Origin of the sequence: Exiguobacterium qingdaonense, assembly GCF_018617855.1 — a bacterium.
Lineage (GTDB): Bacteria > Bacillota > Bacilli > Exiguobacteriales > Exiguobacteriaceae > Exiguobacterium > Exiguobacterium qingdaonense.
In genome coordinates this window covers 402831-420811 of record NZ_JACSKY010000001.1, presented here as the reverse complement: position 1 = coordinate 420811, position 17981 = coordinate 402831, and the positions used below count along the sequence as shown (strand labels likewise).

Sequence of the window (17981 nt, the reverse complement as noted above, 5' to 3'; positions counted from 1 at the left end):
TATGGAAAAACGATCAATGAACGAATCACACAAACAGTTAGAGCTTGAAGTGAAAGCAGAATCAAAACGTGAATATCAACTCCAATTGATTAGTTTTGCGATGATGATTTTACTCACGTTCGTGGCGTTCGGGGCCGTATATGCGGAACTCATGCCGGTTTGGGCGGCAGGAGGTTTCTTGATCATCTTGGCGGTCATTCAAGTCTTCCTACAACTGTATATCTTCATGCATATGAATAATCGTGGGAATACGTGGATCGTCGGTATGATGTGGTTAGGTATTTTCATCGCCATCATCACGGTCGCTGCACTTCGCCTACTCATTTGGTAATTGTGACAAAGGATTGAACTTCTGTGGAAACACAGATGATTCGGTCCTTTTTCCTTTACTTCAAAAATGAATGAATAGTAATCTTGAAGTGAACGGTTTCAAAGGTTAGGGAGAGAAAGAAAAGGGGTGAACGGATGCTCTGGAATACGTCGGAGCTGCTCAATCAATTTGATTGGCTCACGTTATGGAGTCCGCTGTTCGGATTGCTTATGGTCGGGATTTATGTTTTATACGCCGTCGTGACAGAACGAATGGCGAAGCGAGGATATGCCTCGACCACGTTATTGCAAAAGTTTAGTATGCTGTTTGCGATTGTATTGTACTATATCGGTTTCGGAAGTCCGATTGATGTATTGGCGCATATCATCTTATCGGTGCATATGTTCCAAATGGTGCTCGTCTATATTTTGGCACCTGCACTTGTCATTTACGGACTACCATATTGGGTATTTGAAAAAGTACTTAACTTCAAAGTGATTGGACCGCTATTCAAGTTTTTGACGTATCCACTCATTGCGCTTATTTTATTCAATGCACTATTCTCGATTTATCACATGCCCGTCGTATTTGACTACGTCTTGACAAATTATAGCGTCCATCGCATCTTTCACGGTGCACTAGTCGTCTTCAGTTTGACGATGTGGTATCCCGTAATTGTTCCTCTCGTCTCGGACGAGGAAGAGGGGATGTCTGATTTGAAACGAATGGTGTACATTATCGCCAACGGTGTATTGTTGACACCTGCCTGTGCGCTCATTATTTTTAGTCAATCGACACTCTACAATGCATATACAGACATTCAAACGTTTGCGACGGTACTCGGGTACTGTCTACCGAACGGAGATGTGTCAGGGATTAATTTAGAGGCACTGATGGGGGCGACGAACGATGCGCTCGAGGATCAACGCTTTGGCGGGGTTTTGATGAAGCTCGGTCAAGAAATTGTGTACGGCTTCTTCTTCGGTTGGACGTTCTTCGGTTGGGTCCGTCGAACGAAGTCCCTTGCTATTGACGAAGGCATGTCATTTACTCCGCAAGAAACGAATGAAAAAAATTAATTAGAATAAAAGGGGAAACATTGATGAACTATCTTGCCTTAATTAGTGTGACATTCATCGTCATCAGCGCGATTCTAGTCGCCATCGGATGGGTGATCATTGCAAAAGATCGTAGCAACATCGAAAAACATAAAAAAGTGATGACAGCTGCTGCGGTTGCAGCGACTACGTTCTTCATTCTTTATGTCTCACGCACGATTTTTGTCGGTAACACTGCTTTTGGAGGTCCTGATTCAATAAAACCATATTACCTCGGCTTTATGATCTTCCATATCTTACTCGCGACGACAGGTGGCATTCTTGGATTGATCACATTGTACCTCGGCTATAAAAACAAAGTTGAAAAACATCGTAAGATCGGCCCGAAAGCATCGGTCGTATGGTTTTTCACAGCAATTACCGGTGTAACCGTTTATATCCTTCTCTATGTAGCGTTTGAACCAGGCGAAACGACAAACGTATTCCGCGCGATAATCGGAGGATGATTCATAGAGAGGGAGAGCTGAATGAAACGTAATAGCTATATGACGGTCGGTCTGACCGTCTTGACACTTGTCGTCATCGGCGTATCGGTGTATTTCTTATTCTTTAAGCAAGACGATTTACCTGTCATTCAAGAGCCGACGCCATTCACGTTGATGAATGCCTTGAATGAAGAGACATACGACTCTGACAATGGAAAAGTAAAAGTCGTGTCGTTTTTCTATACGAACTGCCCAGATATTTGTCCGCTCACGTTGCGTGATTATATGAAACTTGAAGAGAAGTTGAAAGCGGAAGGGTTATATGGAACGGATGTAGAACTCGTTGCGATTACAGTCGACCCGGAAGTGGACACCATACCTGTTCTTAAAAACTACGGGGAAGCGTTCCAGGCCGAGCCGACCGGATGGAAGATGTTGACCGGGGACCAAGTGGACATAGACCGCATCACGCGTCAACTCCAGTTTTACTATTCGAAGGCGAACAGTGGGCTCGTGACCCATGCGACGACGATGTACGTCATCGACCGTCATCATGATGTCCGCGCTGTCGCCCAAATGGCGACGGCAGGGGATGACCCAGTCGATATCGAATCAATCATGGAGGACGTAAAAGTGCTCGCGAATGAAAAGGAGTGAACACGATGAACGATACGATGGCAGTAATTGGAAACGATTATTCGTATGGCGACGTGACGATAGCGGAACGGGCGATTGAAGATTTAATCGCATGTAGCGCGATTGAGTTCGGTTTGAAAGAAGTGAAGGTCGTGTCACGATCGAAAGACCACTATGATTATCAATTGATTGTACGTGGATCACTCGCCGAGGCGGAACGATTGTATCGCTATGTTCGAGACCAATTTGATTTGTTGCTCGGTCAGGTCGATGTGACGTTGACCGTCATCGCAACCGATTGAGAAAGCCCGCAGAAGCGTTTTAGCTTTTGCGGGCTTTTAAAAACGTTGTTGCGAATCGCTGCGGACATACAGATTTGCAGAAACAAGAACCGCCCTCAAGAAATGCGTTCTAAAGGTAAAGAAAACAGAGGAGCGTCATCCCTCGTTGGGACGACGCTCCTCTGTTCAAAATTATTTTGAGTTTTCCAGTGTCGACCGCTTATGCAAGGGGTTTGACTTCTAGTGTTTCAGCAAGTGCTGTGAGACGACGCTCACAGTCGCGGACGATTTCTTCTGGGAAGACCTCATCGTATTCGACACCGTGTGGATAGTAATGCTTTCCTAAAATAGGCGTGAGCATTTTGACAACAGCGTGACGATCTTCGATTTGACCTTCAATGGCGTATACAGGTAAGCGAAGGTAAAACGTTTCGCCAGTCGATTGTTTCTCATATTTCATATCATACGTGGCACGCTCATAATCCCAAGCACCCTCACGGATGAAATGATGATGATCCATGATCGTCTCGAGCAAACCAAAGCGGATTTCTTTTCCCTCGATGTGGAACTGCTCAAATTTCATCATAATCCCCCTTTTCGAATAAACCTCATATGTCATCATACCATATTCAAAAACATTCTTGGAATAACGTGTGTTCAAATTGTGAAAAAAAGATGAACGATTCGTTAGTCGAGTGTAGTCAAATACTCCTCGATTTTTTGAGGGAGTTTCACACCGAGCGGAAGCAGTCCCTCTGAACCAAAGAAGACGTTGAACTCTAAAATGTAAAATCCATCCTCTGTCACGATGACGTCAAACGCCGCGTGATTGATGTGTAACGTGTTGGCGATTGACTTTACTTCTTTGACGACGTCGTCCGGGATCTCTTCATACGAGAAGTTGGCACCTTGGGCGACATTGTTTAAAAATGCTTCGCTGACGCGCCAGTAAGCCCCGACCACCTCTTCACCGATGACGATGACCCGCAAGTCACGATCATTTGGAATAAACTCCTGTACGTAAAACGTGTCATGATTCTCGACGTACTCTAACCAATCTTGATCATTCTTAATCAACCAAACACCTTGGCCCATTGAGGATTTCGCCTTTTTGGCGACGAACGGATAGTGGAACTCTTCCAAGACGCGTTCGATCGTATATGGATTCTTCCCGTAAATCAACGTCTTCGGGATACGATGCGGATAGGTCGCTTTGAAGGCACGCGTCATCTCAATCTTGTCATGACCAAGATGATATGTTGCAGGAGACGGGAAAATGGGTTTGTTCATCCCATAGATGATGGAGTTGACCATCCAATACTCGGGGAACAAGACGAGGTCGGCAGCACGGACTTTATCGAGCTGGTCGTAATAATATTCAGGTTTCGCATAATCCGTCTTGATACCTGCGGATCGAATCATATTAAAAGAAACTTTTTTCATACGTAGACGCACGGTGGTGCGTCTCTTCACTTCCTTTCTGCATTGAACGGGTCAACTTCAATTATAATGTGGATTGCTTACATAGGGAAACAATTGTGGTAAAATCATGGCAGAAAGGGTGAGGGGTATGATAATCACTGAACAGACGATTGCCCTGCTCGATCAAACAGAAGAAATGACCGATTTGATTGAAGCAAGTGAATCGTTTCAAACATATATTCGAACGAAAGCGGCACGTCTCGCATCACAGGAAGCCAAAGAGATCGAGCGTGAGTTTTTAAAGATGAAAGAAAATTATGAATACGTCCAACGTTTCGGGAAACACCATCCCGACCATGACCGTATCAAAAAAGAGATGCATCTCATCAAACGTCGCCTAGATGTCCAACCGGAGATTGCAGCGTTTAAAAAGGCGGAGCGAAATCTTGATAAATTGTTAGGGGAAGTGAGTGAACTGTTGGCTCATTCAGTTTCTCCACAAATCAAAGTCCCGACCGGCAACCCATTCTTTGACCAAGGAGGATGTTCCGGAGGGGGCAGTTGCGGAGGAGGCGGAAGTTGTGGATGCGCCGTCTAAGTTAAATGAACGGATCGGGTTCGTCGTATACGTAAACTCATTGAAACAAGTAAAGGCGTTAAGACGATATGCGAACCTATATTTTGTCTCAAAACGAGAGAAATATGCTTTTTTATACACTGACCTAGAAGGTCATGAAACGGTACTCGAACAAGTGAAATCACTGCCTTTCGTGGAATCGGTCGTTCGGAGTGAGCGTCCGTTCATTTCAGAAACGTACGAGGCAAAATCGAAATAATCATAAAGATGAAGGTGACATCGCCTTCATCTTTTCTGCTGGAGGGAAAGACATGCGCGTCATATCTGGAGAACGAAAAGGGACCCGTTTGAAGGCGGTCCCGGGAACGGCTACACGACCGACGACGGACAAAGTGAAGGAGTCGTTATTCAACATCATCGGACCTTATTTTTCAGGGGGGAACGCACTAGACCTGTACGCCGGTAGTGGTGGACTCGGAATCGAGGCGTTATCAAGAGGTTGTGACGAAGCGATTTTTGTTGATCGCCAACTGAAAGCCGTCCAAACGATTCAAGAAAATCTACGGGTGACACATTATGAAAAGAAGGGAACGGTATATCGGCAAGATGCAAAAGCGGTGCTTGAACAGCTCAAACTAAAAGAGTCCCGTTTCAAACTCATTTTTATGGACCCCCCGTATGATGCGGAAGAGCACGTGGCGTTCTTACAGCTGATCGATGAGTCAGACATGTTGGTCGATGTTGGTGTGATCGTCTGTGAGCACGGGAGTGATGTGACGTTACCTGAGCGAGTGGGACGGTTTGAGCGAATTAAAGAACAGCGTTACTCAGATGTGATTACAATCAGCTTTTATGAGTACGCATCGGAGGAGTGAAACGATGAAACGGATTGCGATTTGCCCGGGTAGTTTTGACCCGATTACGAATGGACATTTGGATATTATTGAGCGGGCGGCGGCCATCTTTGACGAGGTCATCGTCGCCGTACTTGAAAACTCGAGCAAGGCACCGCTGTTTGATGTAGAGGAGCGTCTAGCCCTCATCCGGAATGTGACGACGCATTTGCCGAACGTATCAGCCGATGCGTTCGGAGGACTGCTTGTCGAGTATGCTGCCGAACGAGAGGCAGCAACGATTGTACGTGGACTGCGTGCGGTATCGGATTTTGAATATGAGCTTCAAATCGCATCGATAAACAAGAAGTTGAATGAAAACGTCGAGACGCTATTCATGATGACGAACAGCCGTTATTCGTTCCTCAGTTCGTCAATCGTCAAAGAAGTAGCAAAATATGGCGCATCGGTAAGTGAACTCGTACCGATGCAAGTCGAAGAGGCGTTACGAAAAAAATATAAAGTGAGTTCGGGCCAATGAAGTCACTAAAAATCGGTCTCGGTATACTCGTCACAGTGCTCCTTTTTCTTTTCGTCCCTCTTCCGTATTACATCTCCTCACCTGGTGCGGCGACGTCGATTGAAGAGTTTTTAACCGTCAGAGGAGGAGAGAAGGATGGGGGAGAACTGATGATGGTGACGATTTCCCAACGGAGAGCGACCCCGTTTTGGTTAGTGGAAAGTTGGATCACCCCGTTCACCGAAGCGAATTTATCCAGCCGTTACCTATATGACGGTGAAAGTGAGGCAGACTACAATCGTCGCCAACAATTGTTAATGGACTCATCTCAGCAAACGGCGATACAATACGCATACAAGTTAGCTGATCAAGAAGTGTCGGTCGACTTCGAAGGCATCTACGTCTCCGCACCGATTCCCGGTTCTCTTGCGGCTAATGTGTTGAAACCAGGGGATGTCATCACCGCGATTGAGGGGATGTCCTTTGCGACACGAACTGACTTTTTAAATCGCGTGACAGAGTTCGAGGCAGGGGACGAAGTGGAACTGACAATCGAGCGAGACGGCGAAGAGCGCATCGTACAAACGCTCATTCAACCGATTGACCAGAGTGGGGACCGTGTTGGAATCGGCATTTATGAGCCTCTTCCCGTACAAGAGATCACGGCAGATCCTGAAGTGGATGTCGCTTTGACGAATGTCGGGGGACCGTCCGCAGGGCTGATGTTCACGTTAGAAATCTATGATCAGTTGACGCCTGGTGATTTGGCGAACGACAAACGGATTGCCGGTACGGGTACGGTCGATGAGGAGGGGAGCGTCGGACCGATTGGTGGCGCGTGGCAAAAAATTGTCGCGGCCGATGAAGAAGGGGCAGAAGTCTTCTTTGTGCCGGAAGGTTCGAACTATGAAGAGGCGATTGAATCTCGCGACCGTCTCGACAGTGACATTCAAGTGGTCCCGGTAAAGACGGTCGAAGATGCAATTCGTTATTTAGAGGAGATGAACTGAGGTCGCTGGCGATGTTCGATGAGTGCATCATGTTGAAGAGGTAGCCGGTACGCTTCGGTGACGCGCGCTTCAAAGTCGAGCCGAGCATCGAATTTACTGACGAGCGGGACGTCTTCTTTTACATCCCGTAACGCCTGTCGTCCGAGTTCGTTGAAGGCGAGCGGTCTCACATACGGGACATCGTCGAAGCGAGTCGGCGCATCCTCTTTTTGCCAATGAAGGAGAACGGCGACAAATGCCCGCTGAATGGCGGTGCGCGTGTAGCGGCGTGTCGACACGGCGGCGAGCGCACGTTCGAATGAAGGTTCGACCCCCGCCTGCTGAAGACGAGGTGCTAAAGAGGCGTCAATTCCTACGAGTTCGGTCAACGTATGGAGTGGTAAGGTTCTAAGTTTGAATCGCAAGACTGGCCAATAGTGTTCCCAATGTGTCATCGGTTGTGACCGAAACATCGCTGCGGTCGATGCCGGTACGGCACGCACTTCACCCGTGTCCAGATAATGAGCCCGGATGCCTGTAGCAGACATGATGTCCACCAATGAGAGGTCATGGTAGTCTGCCCCGAGCCGTTTGACCGTATGTAACTGAATCGACTGTGCAGCTTTCGCGTAATGATAGGCCAAAATGTTGTTAGGGCGCGTCAAATCAAATGACGGATAGACGGTCCGGAAGGCTCGACTCGAAGCTTGGGCAGACGAGTGACCTTCTTGAAGAGCTTGACGGAATGTCTCTTTATACAAGGGCGTCTCCTCGGCGTTTGAGCGGGCCGCATGCACGATGGCGTCCACATCCCCGCTCTCGCTGCCAAACGACAACGTTTGGCAACGCAGTCGCTCTGCGATCGAGACTGCGGCAGAAGCGAAACGGTCGGCACGCTGTACCCCGTACTTGGTCGGCAGTTCGACGACCAGGTCAATCGCCCCGCTCTCTACGGCAGCCGCAGCGCGCTTCCATTTATCGAACGAGGCAGGCTCTCCTCGCTGTGTGAACTGGGCACTCATGATGGCGATCATGACATCGGCCTCGGTTTCTCGTCGTGCAGTTTGGGCTTGAAAAAAGTGTCCATTGTGAAACGGATTGTACTCTGCGATAATGGCCGTCTTTTGCATGATTTACTCCTTTGCATTGTCGTATAGATTGGTGTAAGATGAGTAAGTACGCTTTGGCAAGGCGCCGTCGTCAACTGATTTTAGTGTAAAGAAAAAACATTGACAAAACAAGTTGGCCTATCTATAATTCATATTGTTGCAATTGAGGTGATTCGGATGAAATGGTCTATTGCACAGCTACTTAAGCTCCGAAACCAGGGTGACGGTTTTACAATCGATGAGATGGTAGAACTAGCAGAGCTGACTCAGCTCCATCCGGATATCCGTTCGATTCGCCCGGTGCATGTGCACGGGGATGCATCGTTCACATCTAATCAAGTTACATTCAATCTGAAGATTCAAGGTGACCTGACGTTGCCAGATGCGCGAACGTTAGAAGATGTCACGTATGAATTCGATATTGAATCGCTCGAGCCTTTCTTTTTGGAGAATGGGCGTTATACGGAGCAATTCGATGACGTGAATTTGCCAGAAGGAAATACAATCAGTCTTGTACCGATTGTAAAAGAGCTCATCATGTTAGACGTCCCGATGCAAGTGTACGGGAACGAGACAAACAAAACTCAGGTTGAAGGAGAAGGCTGGACGCTCACTGACGAACAGCCGGATGATCAACCAAAAATTGACCCGCGATTCGCGGGACTGGCCGACCTGTTCTCAAAAAAAGAGAACGAGGAAGGTTAACTTTTCAAGGAGGTGGACAACGATGGCAGTACCATTCCGTAGAACGTCGAAAACTCGCAAACGTCTTCGTCGTACTCACTTCAAACTCAACGTACCTGGTATGAACGAGTGCCCGAACTGTGGCGAAATGAAACTTTCACACCGTGTTTGTAAAGCTTGTGGCTCTTACAACGGTAAAGAAGTAACAAGCAAATAATGCTTGAAGGAGTGACCTGATTTCAGGTCACTCTTTTTTGTTTATGAATTTTGGGTCATCGTGAAAAGATGTGGTAAACTTTTTGTGCGAAAAAAGTTCTTTAGGAGGAAGACGATGAACCCCATCAAACGAGTTGGCATCATCGGAAACGGGGCGGTCGGACTATTGATGGCATCCGTTCTCGCAAATGATTATGACGTGACGGTTTATGGACGAAGCACGTCACTTGAAGAAATTTCAATCACGAGGTCAGGACTGACGAGCGGGTCGGCGCGTGTACCGTTACGTTCTAGCGAGACGTTACTCGAGACGGACCAAGACATCTTTTTTGTTACGACAAAAGCTCATCACGTAGAGGAGGCGACGGCACGACTGTCCGGGAAAGTCCCAGTCTTTATTTGTTCGAACGGGATTGCCCATTTGGATTACGTGAAACGACGCGGATTTCATTTAGGGGTCGTCGAACACGGGGTAACGAAACAAGGCGACCAGATTGAACATCGTGGTCTCGGACGAATTCGAATCGGAAGCACGACCGGCCTCTCTCCGGTCATGTTTCAGGAAAATCCGCTCCACATCACGTGGGAAGAGGACATCGAGCAAGTCGTCATTGAAAAATTGTTCGCCAATGCCATCATCAATCCGATCACGGCACTGTGCAGCGTTAAAAATGGAGCGCTGGCGAACTCCCCGTGTCGGGACATCGCGCAAACGATTTACGATGAGTTGACGTCAATCTTTCCGCAACACGTCTCGTATGCTTATATCGATTCGATTATCGAGCGTACCGCAGAGAATCGCTCCTCGATGCTTCGGGATCTTGAAGAAGGGAGACCGACAGAAGTGGATGCCATTTTAAAACCGGTGATTGAAAAAGCCGATCAAATGAAAATTTCTCTTTCAGTCATACCGCTGTTACATAAACTGATTTTAGGAGCGAGCGCATCGTGTTAGTGTATATTGTTTCATTTCCACTCATCTTATGGTTTATGGTGTATATGATACTTAGAAAAATTATGCCGAAAACAATCAACTCGTTCAAACTGGCATGCGACGCCGGGGTTATCCTCTGGTTTTATGCATGCGGTATTTTACTTGAGGCAATCGTCGGGACTGACGTGTTTTTGTTATTGCTCGCAGCTTGTAGTGCAATTTTTCCAATCAATGCAATCTGGCAACGGATTCGCTATGAAGAGGTCATATTCACTAAGATGTTTGTCCATGGCTGGCGTTTGCTCTTTTTACTACTTGTCCCGACGCATGCGATTTTATTCGCGATTGGCGTAGCCCAAGGAATGATTCGTTGATTGATTGAAAGGAAGTTGTTATACGTGAAGGTTGAAGCATTTGATGCCATGTATCCATCTACATCACCGATGATTCAAATCGAACAAGGATTTGGGCGCTGGCTTGATTATCAGGGCATGGACGAGGTCGAGAAGCGGGCCGAGGAGATCTCAAGCCGTTCCTACGGTCATTTGCGTGACCTTGTCCAAATTTTAAAACGGCAACAACAGCAGTTCGGGGAGATATCGGAACGTCGGGCAGCTGATCTTGACTCACTTGAGCGAGGAGATGCGTACGTCATGGTGACGGGGCAGCAGGTCGGTGTATACGGTGGTCCATTGTTCGCTGTGTACAAACTGCTAGCTGTCATAAAGCGTGCAGACGAGGCGGAAAAGAGACTAGGTAAGCCGGTCCTTCCGATTTTTTGGATGGCGACGGAAGACCATGACTTTGCCGAAATCAATCATGTCTTCACGACTCAGACGTTTTCGAGAACGTTAAAGAAGGACTCCTTGTCGACGATCCCTCTTGCAGGAAAGGCGTCGGTCGGTGAACTGGAGTTTGATCGTGCAAAACTCGAACTCGTTCAAATGGCGCAACGACTTCTACTGAATGAGACGGAAACCCCACATACATCGCAATTATATGGGGAGTTGATCGACCTGATCCAATCGAGTCATTCGTTCGCCGAGTTTTTCGCAGGGATGATGCGTCGATTCGTAGGGAATGACTTTTTGATGTTTGACCCGCATGCACAAGACGTACGCGCACTCGAGCGTCCGATGTTCCGACGTCTCATCGAACATCACGACGCGCTCATCGATGCGCTCGGTCATTCGTATGAAGAAGGAATGCCATCGATTGAACTGAATCGAGAGGCACATCTGTTTTATCATGACGGGACACGTGAGTTGCTCACAAAAATTGATGGCGTATATACGACAAAACGAGGTCATCGGTTCACGGAAAACGAGTTGCTCGCGGAGCTAGAGGCGCACCCGGAACGCTTCTCGAACAATGTCGTCTCGAGGCCGCTCATGCAAGACTACTTGTTTCCGACACTCGGATATATCGCCGGTCCTGGTGAAATAGCTTATTGGTTGCAGCTCCGGCCACTATTCCATGAGCTCGGATGGAAGATGCCGCTTCTTTTACCTCGCCTTGGAGGCATGATCGTGTCGGCCAATGACGAGAAGAAACTGCGACAAGAGGGTGTGACGGTAGAGGAGTACGTGAAACAACCCCTCCCGGACCATCCGTTCGATGATGAAGCGTTCGATGAGAATTTATATGCCTATCGAACACTCACAGGGGCGATCAGCCACGAAGCCCGTAAACATGGAAGACGATTCGAAACGAAGTCGAAACACGTGCTCGAGCGGTTGGCAGATGAGATGCGGGCCGAGGCAAAAAGGGACCACTATCGCTTAAACACGCGTCGATTCCACCTATCGACACGGTTGTCCCCGATGGATGCCCCACAAGAGCGGGTGTTGTCCATGGTTCCAATCTTGAATCGTCACGGTCTAGATATTTTTCGGCGGTTGAGATCGGCTTACGAACAATCCGATTCCGAACGATGTTTGTTCCGCGTATAACATGATTTCAAAGAGCTCTTGACGTTTGTCGAGAGCTTTTTTAGTTGTTACCTTTTTGTTTCCTATTTTCACTAAAAATCAATGCGTACCTTGACATTTTTATGATAAAGTAAGTGTAATAAAACAGTTGAAATATGTAGGTTGAGAGGGTTTTTTGAATGTTTGAGCATGAAACGGTTTTAAAGATGGAGTCCATCGAAGGATTGAACATCAAATCAGATGGGATATATGTAGACTGTACGTTAGGTGGAGCGGGACATAGTGAGGAAATCGCAAAACGTCTAACGACGGGTCAACTATATGCATTCGACCAAGATGACGTCGCGCTCGCACATGCGAAAGAGCGATTGGCTCCTTATGAAGGCCGTGTGACGTTTATAAAGAGCAATTTTGTTCACATGAAAGAAGAGCTCCAACAATATGGGGTCACGAACGTGGATGGCGTATTGTTCGACCTAGGCGTTTCCTCACCACAGCTCGATGAAGCAGAACGAGGCTTCAGTTACAACTACGATGCACCGCTCGATATGAGAATGGATCGCACAAGAGAGCTTTCAGCATATCATGTTGTGAATGAATGGTCGTTCGGTGAACTCGTTCGTATTTTCTTTACATACGGAGAAGAAAAGTTTTCAAAGCAAATCGCACGAAAGATTGAGCAAGCGCGTGCCGAGCGACCGATCGAGACGACATTCGAACTCGTGGAGTTGATTAAAGAGGCCATTCCTGCCCCGGCACGACGAAAAGGCGGTCACCCGGCGAAGCGGACGTTCCAGGCGATTCGAATCGCCGTCAATGATGAATTGAACGTGTTTGACCGTGCCGTCCAAGATGCGATCGATTTACTTGCAATGAACGGTCGGATCTGTGTGATCACGTTCCATTCATTAGAAGATCGAATTTGTAAGCAAGTGTTCAAAGAACGAAGCCAACATCCGCCGCTACCACCAGGGCTACCGGTCATTCCGAAAGAGTTCGAACCTGAACTTAAACTCATCACGCGTAAGCCGATCGTGGCAAGCGAGGGAGAACTTGAAGATAACCGTCGCTCACGCTCCGCTAAACTGAGAGTGGCTGAAAAACAAAAATAATCAAGTAGTAGGAGGGATACCTGATGCCAGAAGCTGCCCGTAAGGCGTTGCAGCCTCAAGTTACACCGAATCGAAATCCGATTCCGCAAGAACGACCGATACCTGCTCCAAAACGACGCACGTTGACCTTGTTTGAATCGATCCTGTATCCAGTGATGATTGGATCTGTGGTCATGTTCGGTGGCATCACGGTGTCGAAACATAATGAAGCGTACAACCTGATGCGTGACACCGCGACCGTCAATCAAACAATTGACACGGTTGCAAAAGAAAATGAAGAACTGAAGTATGAAATCGCCCAATTGAGCTCGCCAGAAAGAATTTATGCGATTGCCGAGAAACTCGGAATGAAATTCAATGAAAAGAATGTCAAGGTGATTGATTGATGAATTCTTTACAACAGAGTAAAAAAAGAGTGGCGTGGGTAGCGATTGTCTGCTTCACCCCACTCTTTTTATTTTTTGTCGGATGGTTCCTTTATTTATCTGTCACCCAGACGTATAAAGGGGAGAACATGCTGGCGTTTGCCGAGGAACAACGGTGGAAGGCGGTCAGTACGTTAGAGGCGGAGCGTGGCGAGGTGTTTGACCGATTCGGTCAGCCGATCGCCATCAACATTCCGTCCTATCGACTCGTCGCGGTATTGAAGCTAGGTGGTGAACGAGTCGAAGGGAAGACACTCATGCCAGATGAGTTTGACGAAGCGGCGAAAGAACTTTCGACCGTTCTTCCGATGACAGAAGCCGATTTATTAAAACGACTCGAACAAAATGCAGACCTCGGTCAAATTGAGTTCGGTGTACCGGGACGTGACTTGACCGTTGACCAAAAGGAAGAGATTGAAGCGTTTGAGCTACCTGGCATCACGTTCGTCGAAGAACCGAAACGTTATTACCCAAATAAAGTATTCGCTTCATCGGTCATCGGTTATGCACAAAAGATTGATCAAAACGGTCGAATTGAGCTCGTCGGTGAGTTGGGCATCGAAAAATCACTGAATGATATATTAAGTGAATCATACGGGTTGTATCGTTTTGAGAAAGATTTGGTCGGCCGCGAGCTCGTATCAAGTGACAATCAGCTGAAAATCGAGCCGGAAGACGGGGCAAATGTCCAGTTGACAATCGATCATCGGATTCAACAATTGCTCGAGATGAAGATGAATGAGTTGTACGAAGAATATGAGCCGAAACATGCAACGGCCATCATTATGGACCCGAAAACAGGAGAAATTATCGCACTGTCTGACCGTCCATCATTTGACCCGAACACACGCGAGATTTCTTCGTATAGCAACTTCTCGGTCTCGTCTCGATTCGAACCAGGGTCGACGATGAAAATCTTTACGTTAGCAGCCGCGATCAACGAAGGAGTATACGATCCGAACGAGCTGTATGAATCCGGATCTTATAAATATGGAAAGACGGTATTCAATGATTACAACATTACGGGTTGGGGTACCATTCCAATGGTAGAAGGTGTTTGGCACTCGTCAAACGTCGCATTCTCAATTTTAGCAAATGAACGACTCGGGCTCAGCCGGTATGAGGATTACTTTAAAGCGTTCAAGTTCGATCAACGAACAGGGGTCGATTTGCCTGGCGAGGTCAATAGTCAATTTGACTTTGAGAGCCCATTGAACGTCTTGATTACGGCTTGGGGACAATCCACTGCGATGACACCGATGCAAATTTTGCAGGCGACATCGGCCATCGCGACCGATGGGACGATGAAGCAACCACATGTCATCAAGGAAATTGTCAACCGGGAGACCGGCGAGACGATTCGGACGACGAATCCAAAAGTGGTCGGTCAACCGATTACGGCAGAGAGTGCAAAGAAAACACGTGAGGCGCTCGATGGCGTCGTGAACAATGAACTAGGGACCGGACAATTGTATGCGCTAGACAACTATCGTGTCATCGGTAAGACGGGTACTGCCCAAATCGCCGAGAATGGAAAGTATTTGAGCGGACAGTATATTCACTCGTTCGTCGGGATGGCTCCAGAAGACGACCCTGAGCTCGTCATGTACATTGCTGTCGACAGACCGAACAGTGACTCGTCAACGACTGGGCCGCGCATCATGGCGCCTCTATTCAAAGACGTGATGGACGTTGCATTACGCTATCGGAGTGTCGAACCCGAGAAACAAGAAAAAGCGGTTGAGGCTTCGACGAAGACCACTTCTTCGTTCATCGGTAAAAATCGTGAGGATGCCGTGACGGAATCAACGGAAAGCTCATTCAAACCAATCGTACTTGGCGAGGGAAGTGAAGTGACCGCCCAAAGTCCAGTGAAAGGACAGTCATATGTCGCTGGCGAACGATTGTTGCTAAAAACGAGTGAGACATTTGCGATGCCAGTTTTAAAAGGATGGTCGTTACGTGATGTAAAACGTTTGGCGACCCTCTATCAATTAAATTTAGAAATCGATGGTACCGGATTTGTCACATCACAATCAATCGGCAAAGGAAAGCCGGTCAAAACCGGAGCATCCTTGAAAGTGAGATTGGAAACGCCATCGGATGAACGCACGAGATGAAGAGGGCTGCGGCTCTCTTTTCCTATGTATGAGGAGGAATTATAGATGGAACAATTGACAGTTCAGAAATTAGCATCATGGTTTGGTGTCGAGTTGAGCGATGACCGACTCGTCGAGCGTGTCGCCACCGATTCACGAGATGAAAATGAAGCAGGTCTTTTTGTCCCGATCGTCGGTGAACGGGTAGACGGGCATGATTTTATCGAAGCGGCCACTCAAAAAGGTGCGATTGTCACGTTCTGGGAAGAAGGGCGTCCTCAACCAGACAATCTCGTTGTCATCCCCGTAAAATCAACGGTTGAAGCATTGCAGACGGCGGCGGCAAGATATTTGGAAGAAATCAATCCGCTCGTAGTCGCGATTACGGGTTCGAACGGTAAAACTTCGACGAAAGACATGGTCGCTGGCGTACTCGAAGAGAAATTCAAGACACATAAGACAGCAGGGAACTTCAACTCTGATGTCGGTTTACCGCTTACCGTCCTCAGAATGCCACGAGATACAGAAGTGGCCGTCCTTGAAATGGGAATGAACGGATTCGGTCAAATCGAATGTTTATCACAACTCGCCAAGCCCGATGTGGCGTTTGTAACGAATATTGGAGAGTCCCACGGTGAACAGGTCGGAGGTCGTTCAGGCATCGCAAAAGCGAAACTTGAAATCAAATCCGGCTTGAAACCGGACGGTCGACTGATTGTCGATGCGGATGAACCGCTTTTGGCAGGTCAAGGATACCGGGTCGGATACGACGAGACGGCTGATGGGAAAATCGAGGTGGTCGAGACGACATTCGATGCGTCCATCTTCAAATATAACGGTACCTTATATGAGTTGAAGGTACTCGGTGCCCATCAGATTCGAAACGCCGCTTACGCGATTGCGTGTGGTCTTGAGCTCGGGCTCGATCACGAGATGATTCAACGGGGGCTTTCGCGAATCAAATTGACATCGATGCGGATGGAAAAGCAAATGTTCGGTGATGCCCATCTCATTAACGATGCATACAATGCGAGTCCGACGTCAATGATTGCGGCGATTGAGACGGTCAAGTCACTTGAAGGGTTCTCGAAACGTGTGCTCATCCTCGGTGATATGTATGAGCTCGGTAACGATGAACAGATGCAACATGAACAAGTGGGTCGCGTCGTGGCGCCCCCGGTGACAGATTGCATCCTCGTCGGGGAAAAAGCGAAATGGATTGCGAATGGGATTCAAGAGTCACGAGTGAACGTAAAAACAGTTTCGACGGTCGAGGAGGCGAAGGCGCTTCTCTATCATTATCAACGACCGGATACTGTGGTATTGTTAAAGGCATCTCGAGGACTGGCGCTTGAGCGTCTTCTTCAATAAAAAGAGTAGTGAGGTAGCAACATGTTAATCAGTTTAATCGTATTAATCAGTTCATTATTAAGTGTCTTGGTCGCCATGCCGCGTGCGATTCCGGCGCTTCGACAGTTGAAGTTCGGGCAAGAGATTCGTGACGAAGGTCCAGGGTGGCACCAGAAGAAATCGGGTACACCGACGATGGGCGGGATTGTCATCCTGCTCGCCATCATCGTTGGTTTCGTCGTGTCCGTCATCTTTGGGGAAGCGGTCGCCGGATTCGGTACGCTTCTATTCGTCACGATGGCGTTCGGGGTCATCGGATTTTTAGATGATTACATCAAAGTCGTCAACAAACGAAACCTTGGATTGACCTCACTCCAAAAGTTGATTGGTCAAATTGTCGTGTCGGTATTGTTCGCATGGTTCTTATCTCTCGGAGGAGAACTTGATACATCGATTTCTATCCCATTCACGTCAATGTCGTTCGATACAGGATGGTTTTATATCGCCATCGTCATTTTCTGGCTCGTCGGATTCTCTAACGCCGTCAATTTGACGGACGGGCTAGACGGACTCGTCTCGTTCTCGGCCATCCCGACGTTCACCTTCTTTGGGATTTATGCCCTCGCGCAAGACGAGCTCGGCATCGCGTGGTTCGCGTTTGCGGTCGTCGGTTCGTTAATCGGATTCCTCGTCTTCAACAAATATCCGGCGAAGATTTTCATGGGTGATACCGGATCACTCGCGTTAGGTGGAGCCGTTGCCGGTCTCGCCCTCATGTTGAAGCTTGAGTTGCTTCTCGTCTTCGTTGGCATCATCTTCGTCATCGAGACGTTAAGTGTGATTTTGCAGGTGATCTCGTTCAAGACGACAGGTAAACGTCTCTTCAAGATGAGTCCGATTCATCATCACTTTGAGATGGTCGGTTGGTCTGAATGGCGCATCGTACTCACGTTTAGTGGAATTAGTTTAATTACGGCCGGTTTATCATTATTACTCATATAAAAGGGTGA

23 protein-coding genes are annotated in these 17981 nt (G+C 47.7%); 20 read left to right on the top strand and 3 right to left on the bottom strand.

The annotated features are described in order from the left end of the window. Position 1 precedes the first annotated feature (1 nt). From KNP00_RS02130 to KNP00_RS02110, 5 genes are all read left to right on the top strand, one after another. The gene (locus tag KNP00_RS02130) at positions 2 to 331 is read left to right on the top strand and encodes a cytochrome C oxidase subunit IV family protein (protein ID WP_215141790.1); all 330 of its coding nucleotides are present in this window, start codon (positions 2 to 4) and stop codon (positions 329 to 331) included. A 134-nt stretch (positions 332 to 465) separates the two neighbouring features. After that, a complete protein-coding gene (locus KNP00_RS02125) occupies positions 466 to 1389 on the top strand; it encodes a cytochrome c oxidase assembly protein (protein ID WP_215141788.1) in 924 nt (307 codons plus the stop codon). A 23-nt stretch (positions 1390 to 1412) separates the two neighbouring features. After that, positions 1413 to 1874 carry a DUF420 domain-containing protein gene (locus KNP00_RS02120; protein WP_215141786.1) on the top strand — a complete coding sequence of 154 codons (462 nt, stop codon included), beginning with the start codon at positions 1413 to 1415 and terminating at the stop codon, positions 1872 to 1874. A gap of 21 nt (positions 1875 to 1895) precedes the next feature. Continuing rightward, positions 1896 to 2510 (top strand): SCO family protein, encoded by a 615-nt coding sequence (locus tag KNP00_RS02115; protein WP_215141785.1) that lies wholly within the window; start codon positions 1896 to 1898, stop codon positions 2508 to 2510. Between the two features lie 5 nt (positions 2511 to 2515). Continuing rightward, the gene (locus KNP00_RS02110; RefSeq protein ID WP_215141784.1) at positions 2516 to 2791 is read left to right on the top strand and encodes a hypothetical protein; all 276 of its coding nucleotides are present in this window, start codon (positions 2516 to 2518) and stop codon (positions 2789 to 2791) included. A 199-nt stretch (positions 2792 to 2990) separates the two neighbouring features. Here KNP00_RS02110 and KNP00_RS02105 read toward each other — a convergent pair whose 3' ends face one another. Then, positions 2991 to 3353, bottom strand: a complete 363-nt coding sequence (locus tag KNP00_RS02105; protein ID WP_215141783.1) for a YugN family protein — start codon at positions 3351 to 3353, stop codon at positions 2991 to 2993. A 104-nt stretch (positions 3354 to 3457) separates the two neighbouring features. Next, a complete protein-coding gene (locus KNP00_RS02100) occupies positions 3458 to 4192 on the bottom strand; it encodes an ATP-grasp domain-containing protein (protein WP_240542651.1) in 735 nt (244 codons plus the stop codon). A 148-nt stretch (positions 4193 to 4340) separates the two neighbouring features. Between KNP00_RS02100 and KNP00_RS02095 the strand changes: the two genes are divergently transcribed. Genes KNP00_RS02095 through KNP00_RS02075 form a run of 5 tightly spaced genes read left to right on the top strand, consistent with a single transcriptional unit; the run spans position 4341 to position 7132 of the window. Continuing rightward, positions 4341 to 4790, top strand: a complete 450-nt coding sequence (locus KNP00_RS02095) for a YlbF/YmcA family competence regulator (protein ID WP_215141782.1) — start codon at positions 4341 to 4343, stop codon at positions 4788 to 4790. Further along, complete coding sequence (locus tag KNP00_RS14270; protein ID WP_215141781.1) at positions 4774 to 5028, top strand: YlbG family protein; 255 nt, start codon at positions 4774 to 4776, stop codon at positions 5026 to 5028. Before KNP00_RS02095 ends, KNP00_RS14270 begins: the two co-directional genes overlap by 17 nt. 52 nt (positions 5029 to 5080) lie before the next feature. After that, positions 5081 to 5644, top strand: a complete 564-nt coding sequence (gene rsmD, locus KNP00_RS02085; protein WP_215141780.1) for a 16S rRNA (guanine(966)-N(2))-methyltransferase RsmD — start codon at positions 5081 to 5083, stop codon at positions 5642 to 5644. Positions 5645 to 5648: 4 nt separating this feature from the next. Beyond that, positions 5649 to 6143, top strand: coding sequence for a pantetheine-phosphate adenylyltransferase (gene coaD / locus KNP00_RS02080; RefSeq protein ID WP_215141778.1), 495 nt, complete (start codon positions 5649 to 5651; stop codon positions 6141 to 6143). Next, a complete protein-coding gene (locus tag KNP00_RS02075) occupies positions 6140 to 7132 on the top strand; it encodes a SepM family pheromone-processing serine protease (RefSeq protein WP_215141776.1) in 993 nt (330 codons plus the stop codon). The genes coaD and KNP00_RS02075 overlap by 4 nt, the downstream gene beginning before the upstream one ends. Here the strand turns inward: KNP00_RS02075 and KNP00_RS02070 are convergent. After that, positions 7111 to 8241, bottom strand: coding sequence for a tRNA(Met) cytidine acetate ligase (locus tag KNP00_RS02070; protein WP_215141774.1), 1131 nt, complete (start codon positions 8239 to 8241; stop codon positions 7111 to 7113). The two genes, KNP00_RS02075 and KNP00_RS02070, sit on opposite strands and share 22 nt — an antisense overlap. Positions 8242 to 8397: 156 nt before the next feature. On the opposite strand from KNP00_RS02070, the gene KNP00_RS02065 reads away from it, so the two are divergent. The 10 genes from KNP00_RS02065 to mraY all read left to right on the top strand — a co-directional run bounded on the left by KNP00_RS02065 (position 8398) and on the right by mraY (position 17973). Further along, complete coding sequence (locus KNP00_RS02065; protein WP_215141772.1) at positions 8398 to 8925, top strand: YceD family protein; 528 nt, start codon at positions 8398 to 8400, stop codon at positions 8923 to 8925. Between the two features lie 22 nt (positions 8926 to 8947). Next, positions 8948 to 9121 carry a 50S ribosomal protein L32 gene (gene rpmF / locus KNP00_RS02060; RefSeq protein ID WP_215141771.1) on the top strand — a complete coding sequence of 58 codons (174 nt, stop codon included), beginning with the start codon at positions 8948 to 8950 and terminating at the stop codon, positions 9119 to 9121. Between the two features lie 114 nt (positions 9122 to 9235). After that, entirely contained in the window at positions 9236 to 10075 is an 840-nt protein-coding gene (locus KNP00_RS02055) for a ketopantoate reductase family protein (RefSeq protein ID WP_215141770.1), read from the top strand. Beyond that, positions 10069 to 10428 (top strand): DUF3397 domain-containing protein, encoded by a 360-nt coding sequence (locus KNP00_RS02050; RefSeq protein ID WP_215141769.1) that lies wholly within the window; start codon positions 10069 to 10071, stop codon positions 10426 to 10428. Before KNP00_RS02055 ends, KNP00_RS02050 begins: the two co-directional genes overlap by 7 nt. A 24-nt stretch (positions 10429 to 10452) precedes the next feature. Continuing rightward, complete coding sequence (gene bshC / locus KNP00_RS02045; protein WP_338082249.1) at positions 10453 to 12006, top strand: bacillithiol biosynthesis cysteine-adding enzyme BshC; 1554 nt, start codon at positions 10453 to 10455, stop codon at positions 12004 to 12006. Between the two features lie 158 nt (positions 12007 to 12164). Next, complete coding sequence (gene rsmH / locus KNP00_RS02040; RefSeq protein WP_215141768.1) at positions 12165 to 13097, top strand: 16S rRNA (cytosine(1402)-N(4))-methyltransferase RsmH; 933 nt, start codon at positions 12165 to 12167, stop codon at positions 13095 to 13097. A 23-nt stretch (positions 13098 to 13120) separates the two neighbouring features. Beyond that, the gene (gene ftsL, locus KNP00_RS02035; RefSeq protein WP_215141767.1) at positions 13121 to 13483 is read left to right on the top strand and encodes a cell division protein FtsL; all 363 of its coding nucleotides are present in this window, start codon (positions 13121 to 13123) and stop codon (positions 13481 to 13483) included. Continuing rightward, on the top strand, positions 13483 to 15642 hold the full coding sequence (locus KNP00_RS02030) for a penicillin-binding protein (RefSeq protein ID WP_215141765.1): 2160 nt from the start codon (positions 13483 to 13485) through the stop codon (positions 15640 to 15642). The genes ftsL and KNP00_RS02030 overlap by 1 nt, the downstream gene beginning before the upstream one ends. A gap of 45 nt (positions 15643 to 15687) precedes the next feature. Then, on the top strand, positions 15688 to 16992 hold the full coding sequence (locus tag KNP00_RS02025) for a UDP-N-acetylmuramoyl-tripeptide--D-alanyl-D-alanine ligase (RefSeq protein ID WP_215141763.1): 1305 nt from the start codon (positions 15688 to 15690) through the stop codon (positions 16990 to 16992). A gap of 21 nt (positions 16993 to 17013) precedes the next feature. Further along, positions 17014 to 17973, top strand: a complete 960-nt coding sequence (gene mraY, locus KNP00_RS02020) for a phospho-N-acetylmuramoyl-pentapeptide-transferase (protein WP_215141761.1) — start codon at positions 17014 to 17016, stop codon at positions 17971 to 17973. Positions 17974 to 17981: the final 8 nt, after the last annotated feature.

Coding starts and splice junctions, on each gene's coding strand:
- KNP00_RS02130 (WP_215141790.1), top strand. CDS start 2: ATGGAAAAACGATCAATGAACGAATCACACAAACAGTTAGAGCTTGAA.
- KNP00_RS02125 (WP_215141788.1), top strand. CDS start 466: ATGCTCTGGAATACGTCGGAGCTGCTCAATCAATTTGATTGGCTCACG.
- KNP00_RS02120 (WP_215141786.1), top strand. CDS start 1,413: ATGAACTATCTTGCCTTAATTAGTGTGACATTCATCGTCATCAGCGCG.
- KNP00_RS02115 (WP_215141785.1), top strand. CDS start 1,896: ATGAAACGTAATAGCTATATGACGGTCGGTCTGACCGTCTTGACACTT.
- KNP00_RS02110 (WP_215141784.1), top strand. CDS start 2,516: ATGAACGATACGATGGCAGTAATTGGAAACGATTATTCGTATGGCGAC.
- KNP00_RS02105 (WP_215141783.1), bottom strand. CDS start 3,353: ATGAAATTTGAGCAGTTCCACATCGAGGGAAAAGAAATCCGCTTTGGT.
- KNP00_RS02100 (WP_240542651.1), bottom strand. CDS start 4,192: ATGATTCGATCCGCAGGTATCAAGACGGATTATGCGAAACCTGAATAT.
- KNP00_RS02095 (WP_215141782.1), top strand. CDS start 4,341: ATGATAATCACTGAACAGACGATTGCCCTGCTCGATCAAACAGAAGAA.
- rsmD (WP_215141780.1), top strand. CDS start 5,081: ATGCGCGTCATATCTGGAGAACGAAAAGGGACCCGTTTGAAGGCGGTC.
- coaD (WP_215141778.1), top strand. CDS start 5,649: ATGAAACGGATTGCGATTTGCCCGGGTAGTTTTGACCCGATTACGAAT.
- KNP00_RS02075 (WP_215141776.1), top strand. CDS start 6,140: ATGAAGTCACTAAAAATCGGTCTCGGTATACTCGTCACAGTGCTCCTT.
- KNP00_RS02070 (WP_215141774.1), bottom strand. CDS start 8,241: ATGCAAAAGACGGCCATTATCGCAGAGTACAATCCGTTTCACAATGGA.
- KNP00_RS02065 (WP_215141772.1), top strand. CDS start 8,398: ATGAAATGGTCTATTGCACAGCTACTTAAGCTCCGAAACCAGGGTGAC.
- rpmF (WP_215141771.1), top strand. CDS start 8,948: ATGGCAGTACCATTCCGTAGAACGTCGAAAACTCGCAAACGTCTTCGT.
- KNP00_RS02055 (WP_215141770.1), top strand. CDS start 9,236: ATGAACCCCATCAAACGAGTTGGCATCATCGGAAACGGGGCGGTCGGA.
- rsmH (WP_215141768.1), top strand. CDS start 12,165: ATGTTTGAGCATGAAACGGTTTTAAAGATGGAGTCCATCGAAGGATTG.
- ftsL (WP_215141767.1), top strand. CDS start 13,121: ATGCCAGAAGCTGCCCGTAAGGCGTTGCAGCCTCAAGTTACACCGAAT.
- KNP00_RS02030 (WP_215141765.1), top strand. CDS start 13,483: ATGAATTCTTTACAACAGAGTAAAAAAAGAGTGGCGTGGGTAGCGATT.
- KNP00_RS02025 (WP_215141763.1), top strand. CDS start 15,688: ATGGAACAATTGACAGTTCAGAAATTAGCATCATGGTTTGGTGTCGAG.
- mraY (WP_215141761.1), top strand. CDS start 17,014: ATGTTAATCAGTTTAATCGTATTAATCAGTTCATTATTAAGTGTCTTG.